Source organism: Pseudomonas sp. 31 R 17 (assembly GCF_900004915.1).
Lineage (GTDB): Bacteria > Pseudomonadota > Gammaproteobacteria > Pseudomonadales > Pseudomonadaceae > Aquipseudomonas > Aquipseudomonas orientalis_A.
The window spans coordinates 152443-169502 of sequence record NZ_CVTN01000061.1 but is presented as its reverse complement, the minus strand read 5'-3'; the positions used below and the strand labels follow the sequence as shown (position 1 = coordinate 169502).

Below are 17060 nucleotides of genomic sequence, written 5' to 3'. Positions count from 1 at the left end.
GTCATCCCTTGCCCAGTGCGGCTAACCCGGCATCCTGCCGGGTTGCCCACGGATTCAAGCCTGCGTTCGGCCAGCGTGGTTTAACGGGGCGCCTGAGATCAAGATCAAAAGCGCGGCGGCCTTAGAGCCGACCGGTATTTTGTGTCGGCCCCGGTCCAAATGTGGGAGGGGGCTTGCCCCCGATGGCGGCCTCTGGGCCGCCGCGATGGGTCATCCCTTGCCCAGTGCGGCTAACCCGGCATCCTGCCGGGTTGCCCACGGATTCAAGCCTGCGTTCGGCCAGCGTGGTTTAACGGGGCGCCTAAGATCAAGATCAGAAGCCAGATCAAGAGCGACTCGCTTCGCATCGTGGTTACGTTTGGCGCTGCCGCGTTGTTTGGATACCTATGACTCTTGTGGCCGCAGAATCAGCACGCCCAAAGGCGGCAGGTTCAACGACAGCGACACCGGCTGACCATGGCGAGGTTCATCCACGGTCTGTACCGCACCGCCATTACCGTAGTTGGACCCGGCATACATATCGGCGTCACTGTTGATCACTTCGCTCCAGCGCCCGGCAAACGGTACGCCGACGGCGTAGGCCTCACGAGGCACCGGCGTGAAGTTGGCGACCACCAGCACCGGTTTGCCGTCCTTGCTCCAGCGCAGCCACGCATAGACGCTGTTGATGGCGTCGTCACCGATCAGCCACTGGAAGCCCTGGGGCGCGTCGTCCTGCTCGTGCAGCGCCGGTTCCTCGCGGTACAGGCGGTTCAGGTCGCCCACCAGCTTCTGCACGCCGCGGTGTTCCGGGTATTGCAGCAGGTACCAGTCCAGTTGCTGGTCGTGGTTCCACTCGCGCCACTGGCCGAATTCGCAGCCCATGAACAAGAGTTTCTTGCCCGGATGCATCCACATGAAACTCAAGTAGGCGCGCAGGTTGGCGAATTTCTGCCAGCGGTCGCCGGGCATCTTGTCGATCAGCGAGTGCTTGCCGTGCACCACCTCATCATGGGAAATCGGCAGGATAAAGCGCTCGGACCAGGCGTACACCAGGCCGAAACTCAGTTCGTTGTGGTGATGGGCGCGGTAGACCGGGTCTTGCTGGATGTAATGCAGCGAGTCGTGCATCCAGCCCATGTTCCATTTGTAGTTGAAGCCCAGGCCCCCTTGCTGGGTGCTTTGACTCACGCCTGGCCACGCAGTGGATTCCTCGGCAATCACCAGCGCGCCCGGCGCTTCCAGCGCGACCACGTCGTTCAGATGGCGCAGGAAATCGATGGCTTCCAGGTTCTCCCGGCCGCCGTGGCGGTTGGGCACCCACTCACCGGCTTTGCGTGAATAATCGCGATACAGCATCGAGGCCACCGCATCCACGCGCAGACCGTCGATATGGAAATGCTTGAGCCAGTGCAACGCCGACGCCAGCATGAAACCGTGCACTTCGGTGCGGCCCAGGTTGTAGATCAGCGTGTCCCAATCCTGGTGGAAACCCTCCAGCGGGTTGGCGTATTCGTACAGCGCAGTGCCGTCGAATTGCGCCAGGCCGTGGGTGTCGGTAGGAAAATGCGCCGGCACCCAGTCGAGGATCACGCCAATATCCGCCCGGTGGCAGGCGTCGACAAAGTAGGCGAAATCTTCCGGCGAGCCGAAGCGTGCGCTCGGCGCGAACTGGGACAAGGCCTGATAACCCCAGGAACCGCCGAACGGATGCTCCATGATCGGCATCAGTTCGATGTGCGTGAAGCCCAGTTGCTCCACGTAGGGAATCAGCCGCTCGGCCAGTTCGCGCCAGCCGTATTGGCGTGACACTTCGCCGGCCTCGTCCAGCTCGCACTGCCAGGACCCGACGTGCAACTCATAGATCGACAGCGGCGCGGTGGATTTCTGCTTGTCGCCACGCGCCTGCATCCACTCATGGTCCTGCCACTGCACTTGCAACGGCGCAGCGACTTTCGAGGCGGTATCCGGCGGCAGTTGGGTGGCCAGGGCCATCGGGTCGGCCTTGAGCGGCAGGATGCCGTGGGCGCCAAGAATTTCATATTTGTAGGCCGCGCCCGGTTGCAGGCGTGGGACAAAGATTTCCCACACGCCCGAAGGATGACGCAGGCGCATCGGGTGACGGCGACCGTCCCAGACGTTGAAGTCGCCGACCACCGAAACGCGTCGGGCATTCGGTGCCCACACGGCAAACCGTACGCCCTGCACACCGTCCACCGTGGTGACCTGGGCGCCCAGGCAATTGCCCAGGTCACGGTGGTTGCCTTCGGCAAACAGGTACAGGTCCATTTCACCGAGCAGCAGTTGGCTGAAGCTGTACGGGTCTTCGGTGATCTGCTCGCCGCCGGCCCACTGGATCTTCAGCAGGTAATCCTGGCGGGTGCCGAAGTGCCCGACGAACAGCCCCGGCACCTGGGTCGCGTCGAGGCTGCCGATCGGCTCACCGCCGTCACGCGCCAGGACCTGGACACTCAGGGCTTCAGGCAGGAACGCACGGATAAACTGCCCGCCCTGCTCATCATCGTGCGGCCCAAGGATCGAGAATGGATCAGGGTGCTCGGCGCGCACCAGCGCTTCGACGTCCCTGGATGCCGGCATTGCAGTCAACTTGGGCTGCAGCGGTTCTCTATGCGTAAAACTCATGACGTCTCCCCACCGCGTGCAGTTTTCGATTCAGGTGTAAGCCCGCTGAGCAAACCGTGCAACCCTTGCAAGGGCACCGGCAACCAGCTCGGGCGATTTTCCGCTTCGTAGGCCACTTCATACGCGGCCTTCTCCAGGCTGAACAAGGTCAGCGCGGCATCCTGGCCGTTGGCATCCTGCCAGTCATGCGCCAGTGTAGCCGTCGCTGCCTGATAAGCCTGGGTAAATGCCTGGCGCGCTTCACTCAGGTAGCGCTCGGTCACACGCCGACGCGCGGCGTCCGCCTCCGGCGAATGATCAACCCCCTGCACATTCAGGGCCATGGCCGCCGCGTAATCAAAGGAGCGCAACACCCCGCTGACATCCTTGTACGGGCTGTGCTTGCCACGCCGTTCATGCAACGGTCGCGCCGGCTCGCCTTCAAAGTCGATCAAATAGGCGTCACCCTTGACCACCAATACCTGGCCGAGATGCAAGTCACCGTGGACGCGAATCCGCACTCCGCCCAGCGTGGCCTTCGCCAATGCCTGGACGTGGCTGCCGATGGCTTTTTTCTGCGCCAGTAATTCACTGACCAGCGCCTGATCGGCGGGGTTCAACTGGCTTTGATTTAGTTTGAGCAAGTGCAAGGCACGCTCGATCTGCGCGCCCACATCCTTGGCCCAGGCCTGGGTGTCCCTGGCCGAGGTGACTTCGGGCTTGAAGTCCTTGTTCTGGGTGGGCGCGCCCAACACCACGTGCATTTCACCCAGGCGCTGACCGAGCAGGCCGGCGAAATCCGCCAGCTCGCCGAGGGCGTTGTAGTGCTGTTCCTGTTCGGACATCGCTTCGGCCAACTCGTCGCGAATGGCCCGCTCGAGGTTGTTCTGGGTCCAGCTCCAGGCATCGCCCTGGTTGCTCAGATAGCCCTGGGCAATCATCAGCAGGCTGTCCTCGCCCTGTGCGTCGCGCCGGCTCATCGAGCCCATCAGCGGCGAAATGTTCGGGTAGGCGGCTTCGGTCAGGTAGGCGCTCATCTCCAGTTCCGGGTGGACCCCGGCACTGACTTTGCGGATCAACTTGAGCACCAGGCTCTCGCCGACCACCACCGAACTGTTGGACTGCTCGGCAGACAGGTAGCGCACCGCTGATTCGTCCGTCAGTTGCAAGGCGGCCAGGTGCGGTGTCGCCTCGAAGCGCAGGTCACCCTCGCTGCAAGTGAGCACGGTAGCGGCCTGCATGCCTTGAATCACACTGCGAATAAAATGCTCGAGGCTGAACGCGTCGGTGACCAGCCCCACCTGGCGGCTGCGCCGTACCCGCGCCAATGCCAGTTGCTGCGGCAAGGCGCTGGTGAGCTGGTCTTCGCCGAGGAAACCGAACGGCAATTGATAGCGGCTGGTCTGCCCCGCGCTGGTGACGTCGATTTCGCTGAGCAGCACCGGATGCTGCGCATCGCCGAAGCGCACGCCATAGGCAATATGCACGCTGTCGATGGTGGCGTCCTTGCCGGCGAACCAGCGGCGCTTGGGCAGCCAGGCCGGCAACGAGGTCTGTTCCAGGGTGGTGCGACCGGGTTCTTCGAGCAACTCTTCCATACGTTTTTTCAACACCAATGTCGTGAAGTCGGGAATGCTCTGGGCCGGTTCCACATGCCAACTGGGCATCTGGTTTTCCGCCGCCAGCACGAACCAATAAAAGCCATAGGGCGCCAGGGTCAGGAGGAAATTCAGCTGGCCGATGGGCGGGAAGGCGTTACCGCCCAGCATCTCCACCGGCACCATCCCGGCGAATGCCGACAGGTCCAGTTCCGCGGCCTGGGCGCTGCGCGAGACGTTGGCCACGCACAGGATGATTTCGCTGCGACCGTCCTCCCCGGTGTATTCGCGGGTATACGCCAGGATGCGGCGGTTGCTCGGTGACAGCATTTTCAGGCTGCCGCGACCGAACGCCTTGGACTGCTTGCGCACCGCCAGCATACGCCGCGTCCAGTTCAGCAATGAATGCGGGTCCTGGGCCTGGGTTTCGACGTTGACCGACTGGTAGCCGTACTGCGCGTCCATGATCGGCGGCAATACCAGGCTGGCCGGGTCGGCGCGGGAAAAGCCGCCATTGCGGTCGATGGACCATTGCATTGGCGTACGTACGCCATCACGGTCGCCCAGGTAAATGTTGTCGCCCATGCCGATTTCGTCGCCGTAGTAGAGGGTCGGCGTGCCGGGCATCGACAGCAACAGGCTGTTGAGCAGTTCCACGCGGCGCCGGTCACGCTCCACCAGGGGTGCCAGGCGTCGGCGAATGCCCAGGTTGATGCGCGCGCGGCGATCTGCGGCGTAGTAGTTCCACAGGTAGTCGCGCTCTTTGTCGGTGACCATTTCCAGGGTCAATTCATCGTGGTTGCGCAGGAAGATCGCCCACTGGCAATTGGCCGGAATCTCCGGGGTCTGGCGCAGGATGTCGGTGATGGGGAAACGATCTTCCTGGGCCAGGGCCATGTACATGCGCGGCATCAACGGGAAGTGGAAGGCCATATGGCATTCATCGCCGTCGTCGCCCTTGCGGTCACCGAAGTAGCGTTGCGTGTCCTCGGGCCATTGGTTGGCCTCGGCCAGCAGCATGCGATCAGGGTAATTGGCGTCTATTTCGGCGCGGATCTGCTTGAGCACGCCGTGGGTCTCGGGCAGGTTCTCGTTGTTGGTACCGTCACGCTCGATCAGGTAGGGAATCGCGTCGAGGCGCAGGCCGTCGATGCCCAGGTCGAGCCAGTAGCGCATCACCGACAGCACCGCTTTCATGACCTGCGGGTTGTCGAAGTTCAGGTCCGGCTGGTGCGAATAGAAACGGTGCCAGAAGTACTGGCCGGCGACCGGGTCCCAGGTCCAGTTGGACTTCTCGGTGTCGAGGAAAATGATCCGCGTACCGTCGTATTTCTGCTCGTTATCGGACCAGACGTAAAAGTCCCGCGCTGCCGAGCCCGGCTTGGCCTTGCGTGCCCGCTGGAACCAGGGGTGCTGGTCGGAGGTGTGGTTGATCACCAGTTCGGTAATCACCCGCAGCCCGCGTTTATGGGCCTCGGCGATGAAGCGTTTGGCATCGGCCATGGTCCCGTAGTCGCTGTGCACGCCACGGTATTCGGCGATGTCGTAGCCGTCATCGCGGCGCGGCGAGGGGTAGAACGGCAGCAGCCAAATGGTGTTGACGCCAAGGTCGGCAATGTAGTCGAGCTTGGCAATCAGCCCGGGAAAGTCACCAATGCCATCGTTGTTGGAGTCGAAATAGGATTTGACGTGCACCTGATAGATCACCGCGTCCTTGTACCAGAGCGGGTCTTTGATAAAGGTGGCTGCCTTGGGTTTCTTCGCCATTTGAAACTCCTGAAATGCTGCAGACGCAAATGCCATCAATGTGGGAGGGGGCAAGCCCCCTCCCACACTCTGTTCTCCACTCGTCTATTGAGCAGTGATGCGCCAGATTCCGAACGGCATCTGCGGGTCCAGTCGGGTCCATTGAGTCTTGCCGTACCAGGTCCAGCGATGGCCGTTCATCAAGTCTTCACCCTGGGTCTGGGCATCGTCCGGCAGGCCCATCTCCCAGAGCGGCAGCTCGAAGTGCGCTTCCTGGGCGTTGTGCGGGTCGAGGTTGACGGCCACCAGCACGAAATTGCTGCCGTCCTCGCTGCGCTTGCCGAAGTACAGGATGTTGTCGTTCCAGGCGTTGTAGAGCTTGAGCCCCAGGTGCGTCTGCAACGCCGGGTTCTGGCGGCGGATGCGGTTGAGCTGGGCGATCTCGGCAATGATGTTGCCGGGCGCGGTGAAGTCGCGCGGGCGGATCTCGTATTTCTCCGAGTCCAGGTATTCCTCCTTGCCCGGCACCGGTGCGGACTCGCACAGTTCAAACCCGGAGTACATGCCCCACAGGCCCGAGCCCATGGTGGCCAGCGCGGCGCGGATCAGAAAGCCCGCCCGGCCGCACTCATGCAGGAAGCCTGGGTTGATGTCCGGCGTATTGACGAAGAAGTTCGGGCGGTAGCACTCGCGCCACGGCGACTGGTTCAACTGGGTGAAATACTCACTCAGTTCGGCCTTGGTATTGCGCCAGGTGAAATAGGTGTAGCTCTGGGAATAACCGACCTTGCCCAGACGCGCCATCATGGCCGGGGTGGTAAAGGCTTCGGCGAGGAAGATCACTTCCGGGTGTTTGCTGCGCACGTCGCTGATCAACCATTGCCAGAACGGCAGCGGCTTGGTGTGCGGGTTGTCCACGCGAAAGGTCTTCACGCCCTCTTCCACCCAGCCCACCACGATGTCGCGCAGTTCGGTCCACAGGCCGGGAATCGCGTCCGCCGCATAAAAGTCGACGTTGACGATGTCCTGGTACTTTTTCGGTGGATTTTCCGCGTATTTGATCGTGCCGTCCGGGCGCCAGTTGAACCAGCCCGGATGCTCTTTGAGCCACGGGTGGTCCTGGGAGCACTGGATGGCGAAATCCAGGGCGATTTCCAGGCCGTGGTCGGCGGCGGCCTTGACCAGCCGACGGAAATCCTCGCGGCTACCCAGTTGCGGGTGAATCGCTTCGTGTCCGCCCTCCTCGCTGCCGATTGCGTAAGGGCTGCCGGGATCCTCGGGACCGGCGGTCAGGGAGTTGTTCTTGCCCTTGCGATGGCTGCGGCCGATGGGATGGATCGGCGGGAAATACAGCACGTCAAACCCCATGTCGTGGATCATCGACAGGCGTGAATGCACATCGTTAAAGGTGCCATGACGGGCCGGATCATCGGTAATCGAGCGGGGAAACAGCTCGTACCAGCTGGCGAACTGGGCACGCTCACGCTCCACGTCGATCGGGTACACCGTGCTGATGCTCAAATAGGCACGGTGGTCGGCCTGGGTCATCAGGTGTGCACTGTCTTCGTGCAGGAACTGCGCGACCTGCTCGGTTTCCAGCAGGCCGGAGAGTTCGTGGTGCAGCAGCATCAAGCGGTCGCGCAGTTCGTTGTCACTGCGCTCGGCGGCCTGCAACACCAGGCTGCGGCCTTCCTGCAGCTCCAGGCTGACCGGCACCCCGGCTTCATGCTTTTTACGCAGTTCATAGCAGAAGCTGGCGAAGGTATCGATCCAGGCTTCAATGCAGAATTCATGGGGCCCCTGGGTGGTGACGGTAAACGCACCTTCCCAGCCGTTGTTGCCCACATCATTCATGACCACGCTGTGCCAGTTTTCCTGCCCCAGTGGGCGCCAGCGCACCAACACCGCCAGCTTGTCATGACCGTCGGCGAACACTTTACTGGTGACATTGACCTGCAGGCCCACCACGGCCTTAACGGCGAATTCGCCGCCGTCAATCACCGGCATGGTGCTTTCAATGGCGATTCTGGGTAACAGCAGTGCCTGGGACAACGGCAATAAGGAATGTTCTGGAACCAGTGTTTCAGCAGTCATCGAGCATATTCCCCTTACGCCCAGTGGACGCTCTGTGCTTGATCCGAATTCGTAACATGGCGGCGCACTCCCTGAGCAGGCCCGTATTAGGTCCGAGCCCGGGGTGCGGGCAAAAGTTCAGGCGGATATGTCGCCACCGGGCGGGGAATCAATTCCCTCCCGTGGCTGTCCACCGATAGAGCAAAGCACAAAGGAGGCCACACCCATGACTATCCCGATCCCGGCGGAGACGCCCGACCCGAATATCGACAACCCGACCCTGCCACCCACCGAGCCTGCACCGATTCCGGAACAGGAACCGCCGGAGAGCGAGCCGCCACCGGTGCAGGAGCCGCCAACCACCATGCCGCCGGTTATCGTCAGTCCTTCTCGAAACGCTTGACGATTTTCGGCATCACGCTGAACACCACCAACGCCAGCAACGTACTCAAGACCGCTGTCGATTCCCGACCCAAACCGGCCGAGACCCCAATCGCAGCGGTCATCCACAGCCCGGCAGCGGTGGTCAGGCCTTTGACGTGGCCGGCGTCCTCATCCTTGCCCTTGATAATAGTGCCGGCCCCGAGGAAGCCGATCCCGGCAATCACGCCCTGCACCACCCGGCTCATGGCATCGGCCTGATTGCCGGACATCTGCGGCACCATCACGAACAGTGCAGCCCCCAGCGCCACCAGCATGTGGGTACGCACGCCGGCGGCCTTGCCCTTGCTCTCGCGTTCAAACCCGAGGATGCCGCCGAGGATCGCGGCCATCAGCAGGCGCACGGTGATCTGGGTGACCTGCCGGGCGTCGCCGATATCGGCAAACTCAGCCTGCAGGGTTAACCATGCTTCATGTAGCCAAGCGTCCATCAATGCCATCCTTTTTGTGATTATTGATAGAAGATGGACAGCGGCGACCGTCAGTCAGTTGCGTGGAACCCGCACTGCTCAGTGGCTCCTAAATGATCAGAGCCCATGAAAAGGAGACCGGTATGCCTATCCGTATCGACAACCATCTGTGTTATTTCACGCTGAATGACAATGGCCAGGAACAAAGCGTGCCTGCGACCCGCGTCAATATCGTGACCGATAGCGAAAAATCCATGTCGTACGTGGAACTGGCGGCTGAACGCATCTACATCACCGAAGCCGAGGCCGATGCACTCACCGTCGCGGGTGCCCATGACGGACGCCAGCATGTGAAGGCCGACGAACCGGGTTCGGTCATTTAATCGATGCCTCTGTAGGAGCGAGCTTGCTCGCGAAAAACCTCAACGATAACGCGTGTTTCCTGCAAGAACGCGGTGCCTGTGGGTTTTTCGCGAGCAAGCTCGCTCCTACAACGTCTCGCATTGAGGCCCTGATCCGCTTTTTAACCGCCAACCTGAGTCTGTTACGCAAACAGCGCGCCGCCCATAGTTCATCCGCCTGATGGAGGCTGATGAGCGAACGACCATGAGCGAACGAATCCGCACCGTGGAAACTCTTGTGCCCATTCACCCAAAGAAGGTGAAGGCCGCATCCCGCGACAACCTGATCCACACCCGCAGCTTCACCGGCCTCTACCGCACCTTGCGCATGAGCGGCGGCGCGTTGTTGTTCCTGGCCTGTTTGCGATCACCGTGTTTGCCGGCCGTGTGTGGTGTGGCTACACCTGCCCGCAAAGCGTGTTCACCTGGCTGTTCATATGGTGCGAAAAAATCACCGAAGGCGAGCGCAACCAACGCATCAAGCTGCACGCCGCACCCTGGAGCCTTGACAAGCTGGCACGGCGTTCGGCCAAGCACACGCTGTGGCTGGGCATCAGCGTGCTGACTGGGCTTGATCGAAAACATCTACAGCCTCAAGGTCATCAACAAGACTCAGCAGCACCAGAATTATCGCCTGGAGCTGGTGGACGCCGAGGGATTCCAGTTGCAGGGTAAGACCCGGATCAGCCTGGCGCCGGGGGAAATCGTGGATTTACAGCGCTGCCGACAGCCGTTTTGTCGCACCACTGAACCGCTGATAATCCCTTGAATGTATAGAGTTCCAATGTAGAAAGATCCAATGTGGGAGGGGGCTTGCCCCCGATTGCGGTGTATCAGTCACCGAATAACCAACTGAGCCACCGCCATCGGGGGCAAGCCCCCTCCCACATTTGCCCAACGCACACACCGTTCAAGGCCCCCATGAAACGCTACGAAAAATTCGCCGATGACATCGCAGAACTGATCCGCTCCGGCGTCCTCGGCCCCGGCCAGCGCGTGCCGTCGGTGCGTTACGCCAGCCAGACCTACGGCGTCAGCCCGTCGACGGTCTTCCAGGCCTACTACCTGCTGGAGCGGCGCGGCCTGATCCGCGCGCGGCCGCGCTCCGGCTACTTCGTCAATACCCACGCGCCCAGCCCGTTTTCCGAGCCGGTGGTGAGCGAGCAGGTGCACGAGTCCACCGAAGTCGATGTGAGTGAGCTGGTGTTTTCGGTGCTCGATTCGATCAAGGACCCCAACACCGTGCCCTTCGGCTCGGCCTTCCCCAGCCCCATGCTGTTCCCGCTGCCGCGCCTGGCCCGCTCCCTGGCCAGTGCCAGCCGCGCAATGGACCCGCGCCTGGTGGTCACCGACATGTCCCCCGGCAACCCGCAACTGCGCCGTCAGATTGCGCTGCGCTACATGGTCGGCGGCCTGATGCTGCCCATGGAAGAACTGCTGATCACCAATGGCGCCCTCGAAGCGCTGAACCTGTGCCTGCAAGCGGTGACCGAGCCCGGCGACCTGGTAGCAATCGAAGCCCCGGCGTTTTATGCCTGCCTGCAAGTGCTCGAGCGCTTGAAACTCAAGGCCGTGGAAATCCCCGTGCACCCGCGCGACGGCATCGACCTCAACGCCCTGGCGCAAAGCCTTTCGCGTTACCCGATCAAGGCCTGCTGGACCATGACCAGCTTCCAGAACCCGATGGGCGCGACGGTGCCGGAAGAAAAAAAACAGGCGCTGGTAGCGCTGCTGCGCAGCCATCAGGTACCACTGATCGAAGACGATGTGTATGCCGAGTTGTATTACGGGCAACACGCGCCGAAACCGGCCAAGGCCTTCGACACCGAGGGGTTGGTGATGCACTGCGGCTCCTTTGCCAAGAGCCTGGCGCCAGGGTACCGCGTAGGCTGGGTGGCGGCCGGCCGCTTCGCGCAGAAGGTCGAGCGCCTGAAACTGATGACATCGCTGTGCCCGTCGATGCCGGCCCAGGCCGCGATTGCCGACTACCTGCAACACGGCGGCTACGACCGGCACCTGCGCAAACTGCGCTATGCCCTGGAAGAACAGCAAAGCGCGATGCTTGCCGCCATCGCCCGTTACTTCCCGGCGCAGACCCGCGTCAGCCAACCGGCCGGCGGGTATTTCCTGTGGCTGGAACTGCCGGAGCAAACCGATTCATTGAAGCTGTTCCAGATGGCCCTGGCGCAAGGCATCAGCATCGCACCGGGCCCGATCTTTTCGGCGACCCGGCGCTTTCGCAACTGCATCCGCTTGAACTACGGCAGCCCGTGGACCGACGTGTCGGAGAAGGCGATGGAGACGCTGGGGCGGATCGTGCGCTCGTTTTGAGGGTCAGCAAGTCGTCGCCGCGAGCATCGCCGTCATGCGTCTGGCGCCGGCGCTTCCCGTGCGCGCTGGATATCGGCCATGAACCCGTCGGCCGGCAGTGGATGGCCCAGCAGATAGCCTTGCAGCGAGTTACAGCCCAGGCGGGTCAGGAAGCGCTGCTGCGCCTCGGTCTCCACGCCTTCGGCGACGATCCGCAAACCCAGGACCTGGCCCAGCGCAACGATGGCTGAGACGATGGCGGCGTCGTCGCTGTCATGCTCCAGGTCGCGCACGAAACCCCGGTCGATCTTCAGTTCATTGGCCGGCAGGCGCTTGAGGTACATCAGGCTGGAATAGCCGGTGCCGAAGTCATCGATGGACAGGTCGACGCCCATGTCCGAGAGCTGCTGCAATACGGTCATGCTCGCGTCGGCATCGCTCATGGCGGTGGTTTCGGTGATCTCCAGGGTCAGGCGGTTGGCCGGCAGTTGGTGCCGTTCCAGGGCGGCTGCCACGCTGGCGACCAGCCCGGGGTGGCAGAACTGCAGCGCCGACAGGTTCACCGCAATGCGCCAACTTTCATAACCCTGGGCGTACCACAGGCTCATCTGGCGACAGGCTTCATTGAGTACCCACTCGCCGATGGGAATGATCAGCCCGGTTTTTTCCGCCAGCTCAATGAACGTGGCCGGCAGCAACACGCCGTGCTGTGGATGCTGCCAGCGCAGCAGCGCCTCTGCCCCCACCGCAACCCCGCTGAGCGCGTCGAACTTGGGCTGGTAGTGCAAACGAAATTGCGCGTTGTCGAGGGCGTTGCGCAGGTCCTGCAATAACTGCAGCTGTTTACGCGCGTTGGTGTTCATCGACACATCGAAGAACCGGTAGCCGTTCTTGCCCATGCCTTTGGCGTGGTACATCGCCGCATCGGCATTCATCAACAGCTCCTGGGGGTTGGTACCGTTGCCCGGAAACAGGGCGATGCCGATGCTGGCGGAGATTTTCAGCTCGTGTTCGGCGACCGTGAAGGCGCGGTTGACCAGGCTGACCTGGCGTTCGGCCAGGCCCATGGCATCGTCCGGCTGGGTCAGGTGCACCATTAATACAAACTCGTCACCGCCGATGCGCGCCAACGTGTCCTGGCTGCGCAGATCCTCGCGCAGGCGCAGGCCGACTTCGCGCAGCAACTGATCGCCCATGTGGTGACCAAAGGCATCGTTGACCGGCTTGAAGCCATCCAGGTCGATAAACATCAGCGCAAAGCAACCGCCCTGCTCCTTCACCGCCTGGATACCTTGTTGAATCCGATCCGACAGCAGCGTGCGATTGGGCAGGCCGGTGAGCATGTCGTGCAGGGCCAGGTGGGTCAGTTCCTGGTTGGCCAGGGTCAGGGAGTCGGCCAGTACGGCGGTGCGCGCTTGCAGCCGCGCGTCGAGCAGCGAGGTCAACAGGGCGATGACCAGCACCGCCAATGAGGTCACCAGCACCAGGTTATCCAGGCCGTTGCCGCTCAAGCCGGTCTGTGCGGCGGCGCAGAAGCTGTCGTCGGCAAAACGCGCGGCGGCCATGCCGGTGTAATGCATACCGACGATGGCCACGCCCATCACCACCGCCGCGCCGCCGCGCGCCAGGCGAACGTAGGGCGTATTGCGGCGCAGGTTGAAGGCGATCCACAGCGCCGCGCCGGACGCCACCACGGCGATCAACAGCGAGGCGCCGAACAACGCCGGATCGTAATCGATGCCCGGCGTCATGCGCATCGCGGCCATGCCGGTGTAGTGCATGCTGGCGATGCCTGCGCCCATGACCAACGCGCCGAATGCCAGTTGCCAGGCCGGCAGGCGTGGCTGGCTGACCAGCCATAAGGCAAAACCGCTGGATAACACGGCAATCAGCAATGACAGCGCGGTAATATCCAGGTCGAAGCCCATTTCGAACGGCAGGCGCAGGGCCAGCATGCCGATAAAGTGCATCGACCACACCCCGACGCCCATCGCGACGGCACCGCCGGTGATCCATAGATAAACCGTACGTCCCTTGGCGGTCGCGATCCGCCCCGCCAGGTCCAGCGCGGTATAGGACGCCAGGATGGCGACGCACAGGGACATCACGACAAGGGAGATGGTGTAGCTACCGGTCAGCATGGGGTATCTCGCGGTTTGACAGCCCGGGCCGGGTGGCAAAGCGGCGGATTGTAGCGAGAATATTTCAGGGCTGGCGATTAATTGCTTACAGACGGCGGGCTGATTTTTCTGACGTCAAATTGGTGGCTTTGCCAGGTGCTGGGCGACGCTCGATTCATCCGTCAGCGCGCAGGTTTTCACGGCGTCACTGACGCTTGCGGCTGCCGCCATGAGAAAAAATCTGCCGATGGGTGAATTATTTCGTGTCCGCTTGTATCTGAAGTGACAGAGCGGTGCCATCGCAGCGATGGCACCTCCCGTTCAGCTTCTAGAGTGGCCCGCATGAAATTACGTAAGAAACGCGTCAGTCCGATCGGATTGAACGACATCACCATCGTCGACGACAACAAGATGCGCAAGGCGATCACCGCCGCCGCATTGGGCAACGCCATGGAATGGTTCGACTTTGGCGTCTATGGTTTTGTCGCCTATGTGCTGGGCAAGGTGTTCTTCCCGGACGCGTCCCCCAGCGTACAGATGATCGCTGCACTGGCCACTTTCTCCGTGCCCTTCCTGATCCGTCCACTGGGCGGTCTGTTCTTCGGCGCCCTGGGTGACAAATACGGGCGACAGAAGGTCCTTGCCGCCACCATCGTGATCATGTCCCTGAGCACCTTCGCCATCGGCCTGATTCCCGGCTACGCGTCCATTGGTATCTGGGCGCCGATCCTGTTGCTGCTGTGCAAAATGGCCCAGGGCTTCTCGGTGGGCGGCGAATACACCGGCGCGTCGATTTTCGTCGCCGAATACGCCCCGGACCGCAAACGCGGCTTCCTGGGCAGTTGGTTGGACTTCGGCTCGATTGCCGGCTTCGTGCTGGGCGCGGGCGTGGTGGTGTTGATTTCCACAGTGCTCGGTGAAGCCGAATTCGAGGCCTGGGGCTGGCGCCTGCCGTTCTTCCTGGCGCTGCCGCTGGGCATCATCGGCCTGTACCTGCGTCACGCTCTGGAAGAGACCCCGGCGTTCCAGCAACATGTCGACAAGCTCGAACAGGGTGACCGCGAGGGCCTCAGCCATGGCCCCAAGGTGTCGTTCAAAGAGATCGCCACCAAGCACTGGCGCAGCCTGCTGACCTGCATCGGTATCGTCGCGGCCACCAACGTGACCTACTACATGCTGCTCACGTACATGCCCAGCTACCTGTCGCACAACCTGCATTACGCCGAAAACAGCGGCGTGTTGATCATCATTGCGATCATGGTCGGCATGCTGTTCGTACAACCGTTCATCGGTTTTGTCAGCGACAAGATCGGCCGCAAACCCTTCATCATCGCCGGCAGCATCGGCCTGCTGTGCCTGTCGATTCCGGCGTTCATGCTGATTACCAGCGGCAAGACCGGGCTGATCTTCAGCGGCCTGCTGATCCTGGCGATCGTGCTGAACTTCTTTATCGGCGTAATGGCCTCCACGCTGCCAGCTATGTTTCCTACACATCTGCGCTACAGTGCATTGGCCAGTGCGTTCAACGTCTCGGTACTGATTGCCGGCGTCACGCCCACTGCGGTGGCGTGGCTGGTGGAAAGCACCAACGACCTGTACATGCCGGCTTATTACTTGATGGTATTCGCCGTGGTAGGCCTGGTTACCGGCCTGACCATGAAGGAAACCGCCAATAAACCCCTGCGCGGCGCGGCCCCGGCGGCGTCGGATATGGAAGAGGCCAAGGAATTGCTGCAAGAGCATCATGATAATATCGAGCAGAAGATCGAGGACATCGATGCCGAAATTGCAGCCCTCCAGGCCAAGCGGGAAAACCTGGTGCAGCAGCACCCACGGATTAATTAAGACCTGACTGTGCGTGGTCGCGGCCTGCGGCCACGCACATTGGAGTGATCACATGGTTCCAAGCGTCACCTATGCACAATCGCTCCTGAGCGCCGACGAACGCGCGGCCATCGCCGAAATCGAAGCGAGCACCAATATTCTCAAGCTGGTCACCCGCCTGACCGGTATGCGCTTTGCCGGCATCGCCAAATTCACCGACCTGGAGTGGGTGGTGTGCTCGGCCTATGACCCTCTGCAGATGGGCATCCACGTCGACGACGTACTCGACCTGGAAACCACCCTGTGCAGTGAATTCTGCATCAATCCCCAAACCCTGTTCGTGCCGCAGATCAGCGTCGACGGACGCTTTGCGTCGCGCCCGGTGGTCAAGAAATACGCCATCGAAAGCTATGCCGGCGCGCCGATTTTCCTGCCCGACGGGCGCCTGTTCGGTGCGCTGTGCGCGCTCGATTCACGTGCCATGCTGTTCGACGATCCCAACCTGCCGGAAACCCTGAGCCTGTTCGCCCGACTGATCGGCTGCATCTTCTACGCTAACCTGGCCCCGGCCGATCAGTGATCGCCGCCCTGCCCATCCAGCATCGCTCGCTGCATCCTCGTGTTGCCAACAGCGCTACTTGAAGAAATGACTCGGCGTCTTGCCAAACTGTTTCTTGAACATGCTGGTAAAGGCGCTCGGGCTGTCATAGCCCAGCTCCAGGGCCACATTGATAATCTTCTCGCCCACCGCGATGCGCTCCAGCGCCAACAGCAAGCGTGCCTGTTGGCGCCACTGGCCGAAGGTCATGCCGGTTTCGCGACGGAACAGGCGCTGGATGGTGGTTTGATCCAGGTCCAAACGCGCGCTCCAGTCAGCGACCGTGGACGCATCACTTGGGTCTTGCTGCAAGGTCAGGCAAATGCGGTTGATACGCGGGTCGGCGGGCTGCGGCAGGGATAAGGGCAGCGCGGGCAGGATCGCCAGCTCATCGAGCATCAGGCGCATGATCCTGGCGTCGCGCGAGTTCTCGGCATAGGGCGGTTTCAAGCTGACCGAGGCCTTGATCAATTCACCCAGCAACGGCGACACCGTCACCGCCTTCGGCTCGGTCGGCAGGTTGGGAAAGCTGTCCGGGCGCACGAAGACGCTGCGCATTTTCAACGTGCCCACGCAGCGCAGCGCATGCACATGTCCGCAGGGTATCCAGAAGCCACGGTTGGGGGGCACCGTCCACTGGTTCAGCGCCGAATGCACCACCATCACGCCCTCAATGGCGTAGAGCAGCTGATGCTTGTTATGACTGTGTTCGGGAATCACCCAGTTTTGCGGATAATCAGTGGCCGAGCTGATGACGGCCCAATCGCCTTCATCGATCTCCTGAAGGAATTTGTCGAGGGATTTAATGATTTCGCCCTTTTTGCGAGGTTTTCTGCCCGAATTTCGCGAGACAGGCATTTTTGCCGACTCTAGCATAGCGCCCGAAACAATTAGAAATGGGCCGTCGGCTCACGTACTGTCTGCCCTTGTTAGCTGCC

General features: G+C 61.7%; 12 protein-coding genes and 1 pseudogene. 7 read left to right on the top strand and 6 right to left on the bottom strand.

The genetic code is table 11. The features are described 5' to 3' along the window. Nucleotides 1-384: 384 nt before the first annotated feature. From glgB to BFP89_RS09940, 3 genes are all read right to left on the bottom strand, one after another. Entirely contained in the window at nt 385-2622 is a 2238-nt protein-coding gene (gene glgB, locus BFP89_RS09950) for a 1,4-alpha-glucan branching protein GlgB (RefSeq protein ID WP_065885319.1), read from the bottom strand. Then, the gene (gene treS, locus BFP89_RS09945) at nt 2619-5966 is read right to left on the bottom strand and encodes a maltose alpha-D-glucosyltransferase (RefSeq protein WP_065885318.1); all 3348 of its coding nucleotides are present in this window, start codon (nt 5964-5966) and stop codon (nt 2619-2621) included. The genes glgB and treS overlap by 4 nt, the downstream gene beginning before the upstream one ends. Before the next feature lie 84 nt (nt 5967-6050). Then, nucleotides 6051-8039 carry an alpha-1,4-glucan--maltose-1-phosphate maltosyltransferase gene (locus tag BFP89_RS09940; protein WP_065885317.1) on the bottom strand — a complete coding sequence of 663 codons (1989 nt, stop codon included), beginning with the start codon at nt 8037-8039 and terminating at the stop codon, nt 6051-6053. 205 nt (nt 8040-8244) lie between these two features. On the opposite strand from BFP89_RS09940, the gene BFP89_RS28915 reads away from it, so the two are divergent. Continuing rightward, a complete protein-coding gene (locus tag BFP89_RS28915; protein WP_176718407.1) occupies nt 8245-8421 on the top strand; it encodes a hypothetical protein in 177 nt (58 codons plus the stop codon). On the opposite strand, the gene BFP89_RS09935 is transcribed toward BFP89_RS28915, so the two are convergent. After that, a complete protein-coding gene (locus BFP89_RS09935) occupies nt 8399-8890 on the bottom strand; it encodes an MgtC/SapB family protein (protein ID WP_065885316.1) in 492 nt (163 codons plus the stop codon). The two genes, BFP89_RS28915 and BFP89_RS09935, sit on opposite strands and share 23 nt — an antisense overlap. A gap of 122 nt (nt 8891-9012) precedes the next feature. Between BFP89_RS09935 and BFP89_RS09930 the strand changes: the two genes are divergently transcribed. The 4 genes and pseudogenes from BFP89_RS09930 (at nt 9013) to mapR (ending at nt 11601) form a co-directional block, all read left to right on the top strand. Beyond that, nucleotides 9013-9252, top strand: coding sequence for a DUF3203 family protein (locus BFP89_RS09930; RefSeq protein ID WP_065885315.1), 240 nt, complete (start codon nt 9013-9015; stop codon nt 9250-9252). 223 nt (nt 9253-9475) lie between these two features. After that, nucleotides 9476-9843 (top strand): annotated as a pseudogene (locus tag BFP89_RS27335) (4Fe-4S binding protein); the annotation flags it as partial. Between the two features lies 1 nt (nt 9844). Continuing rightward, nucleotides 9845-10039, top strand: coding sequence for a FixG Ig-like domain-containing protein (locus BFP89_RS29690; protein ID WP_370671211.1), 195 nt, complete (start codon nt 9845-9847; stop codon nt 10037-10039). A gap of 152 nt (nt 10040-10191) precedes the next feature. After that, nucleotides 10192-11601: a GntR family transcriptional regulator MpaR gene (gene mapR / locus BFP89_RS09915; RefSeq protein WP_065885312.1), complete on the top strand. Its 1410-nt coding sequence runs from the start codon at nt 10192-10194 to the stop codon at nt 11599-11601. 32 nt (nt 11602-11633) lie between these two features. Here the strand turns inward: mapR and BFP89_RS09910 are convergent, their stop codons facing one another. Beyond that, nucleotides 11634-13721: a putative bifunctional diguanylate cyclase/phosphodiesterase gene (locus BFP89_RS09910; protein ID WP_065885311.1), complete on the bottom strand. Its 2088-nt coding sequence runs from the start codon at nt 13719-13721 to the stop codon at nt 11634-11636. A gap of 321 nt (nt 13722-14042) precedes the next feature. On the opposite strand from BFP89_RS09910, the gene proP reads away from it, so the two are divergent. Together proP and BFP89_RS09900 are read left to right on the top strand one after the other, a co-directional pair. Further along, complete coding sequence (gene proP, locus BFP89_RS09905) at nt 14043-15545, top strand: glycine betaine/L-proline transporter ProP (protein ID WP_065885310.1); 1503 nt, start codon at nt 14043-14045, stop codon at nt 15543-15545. A 52-nt stretch (nt 15546-15597) separates the two neighbouring features. Continuing rightward, complete coding sequence (locus BFP89_RS09900; protein WP_065885309.1) at nt 15598-16104, top strand: GAF domain-containing protein; 507 nt, start codon at nt 15598-15600, stop codon at nt 16102-16104. A 54-nt stretch (nt 16105-16158) separates the two neighbouring features. Here the strand turns inward: BFP89_RS09900 and BFP89_RS09895 are convergent, their stop codons facing one another. Further along, nucleotides 16159-16980 (bottom strand): AraC family transcriptional regulator, encoded by an 822-nt coding sequence (locus BFP89_RS09895; RefSeq protein WP_065885308.1) that lies wholly within the window; start codon nt 16978-16980, stop codon nt 16159-16161. Between the last annotated feature and the right edge of the window lie 80 nt (nt 16981-17060).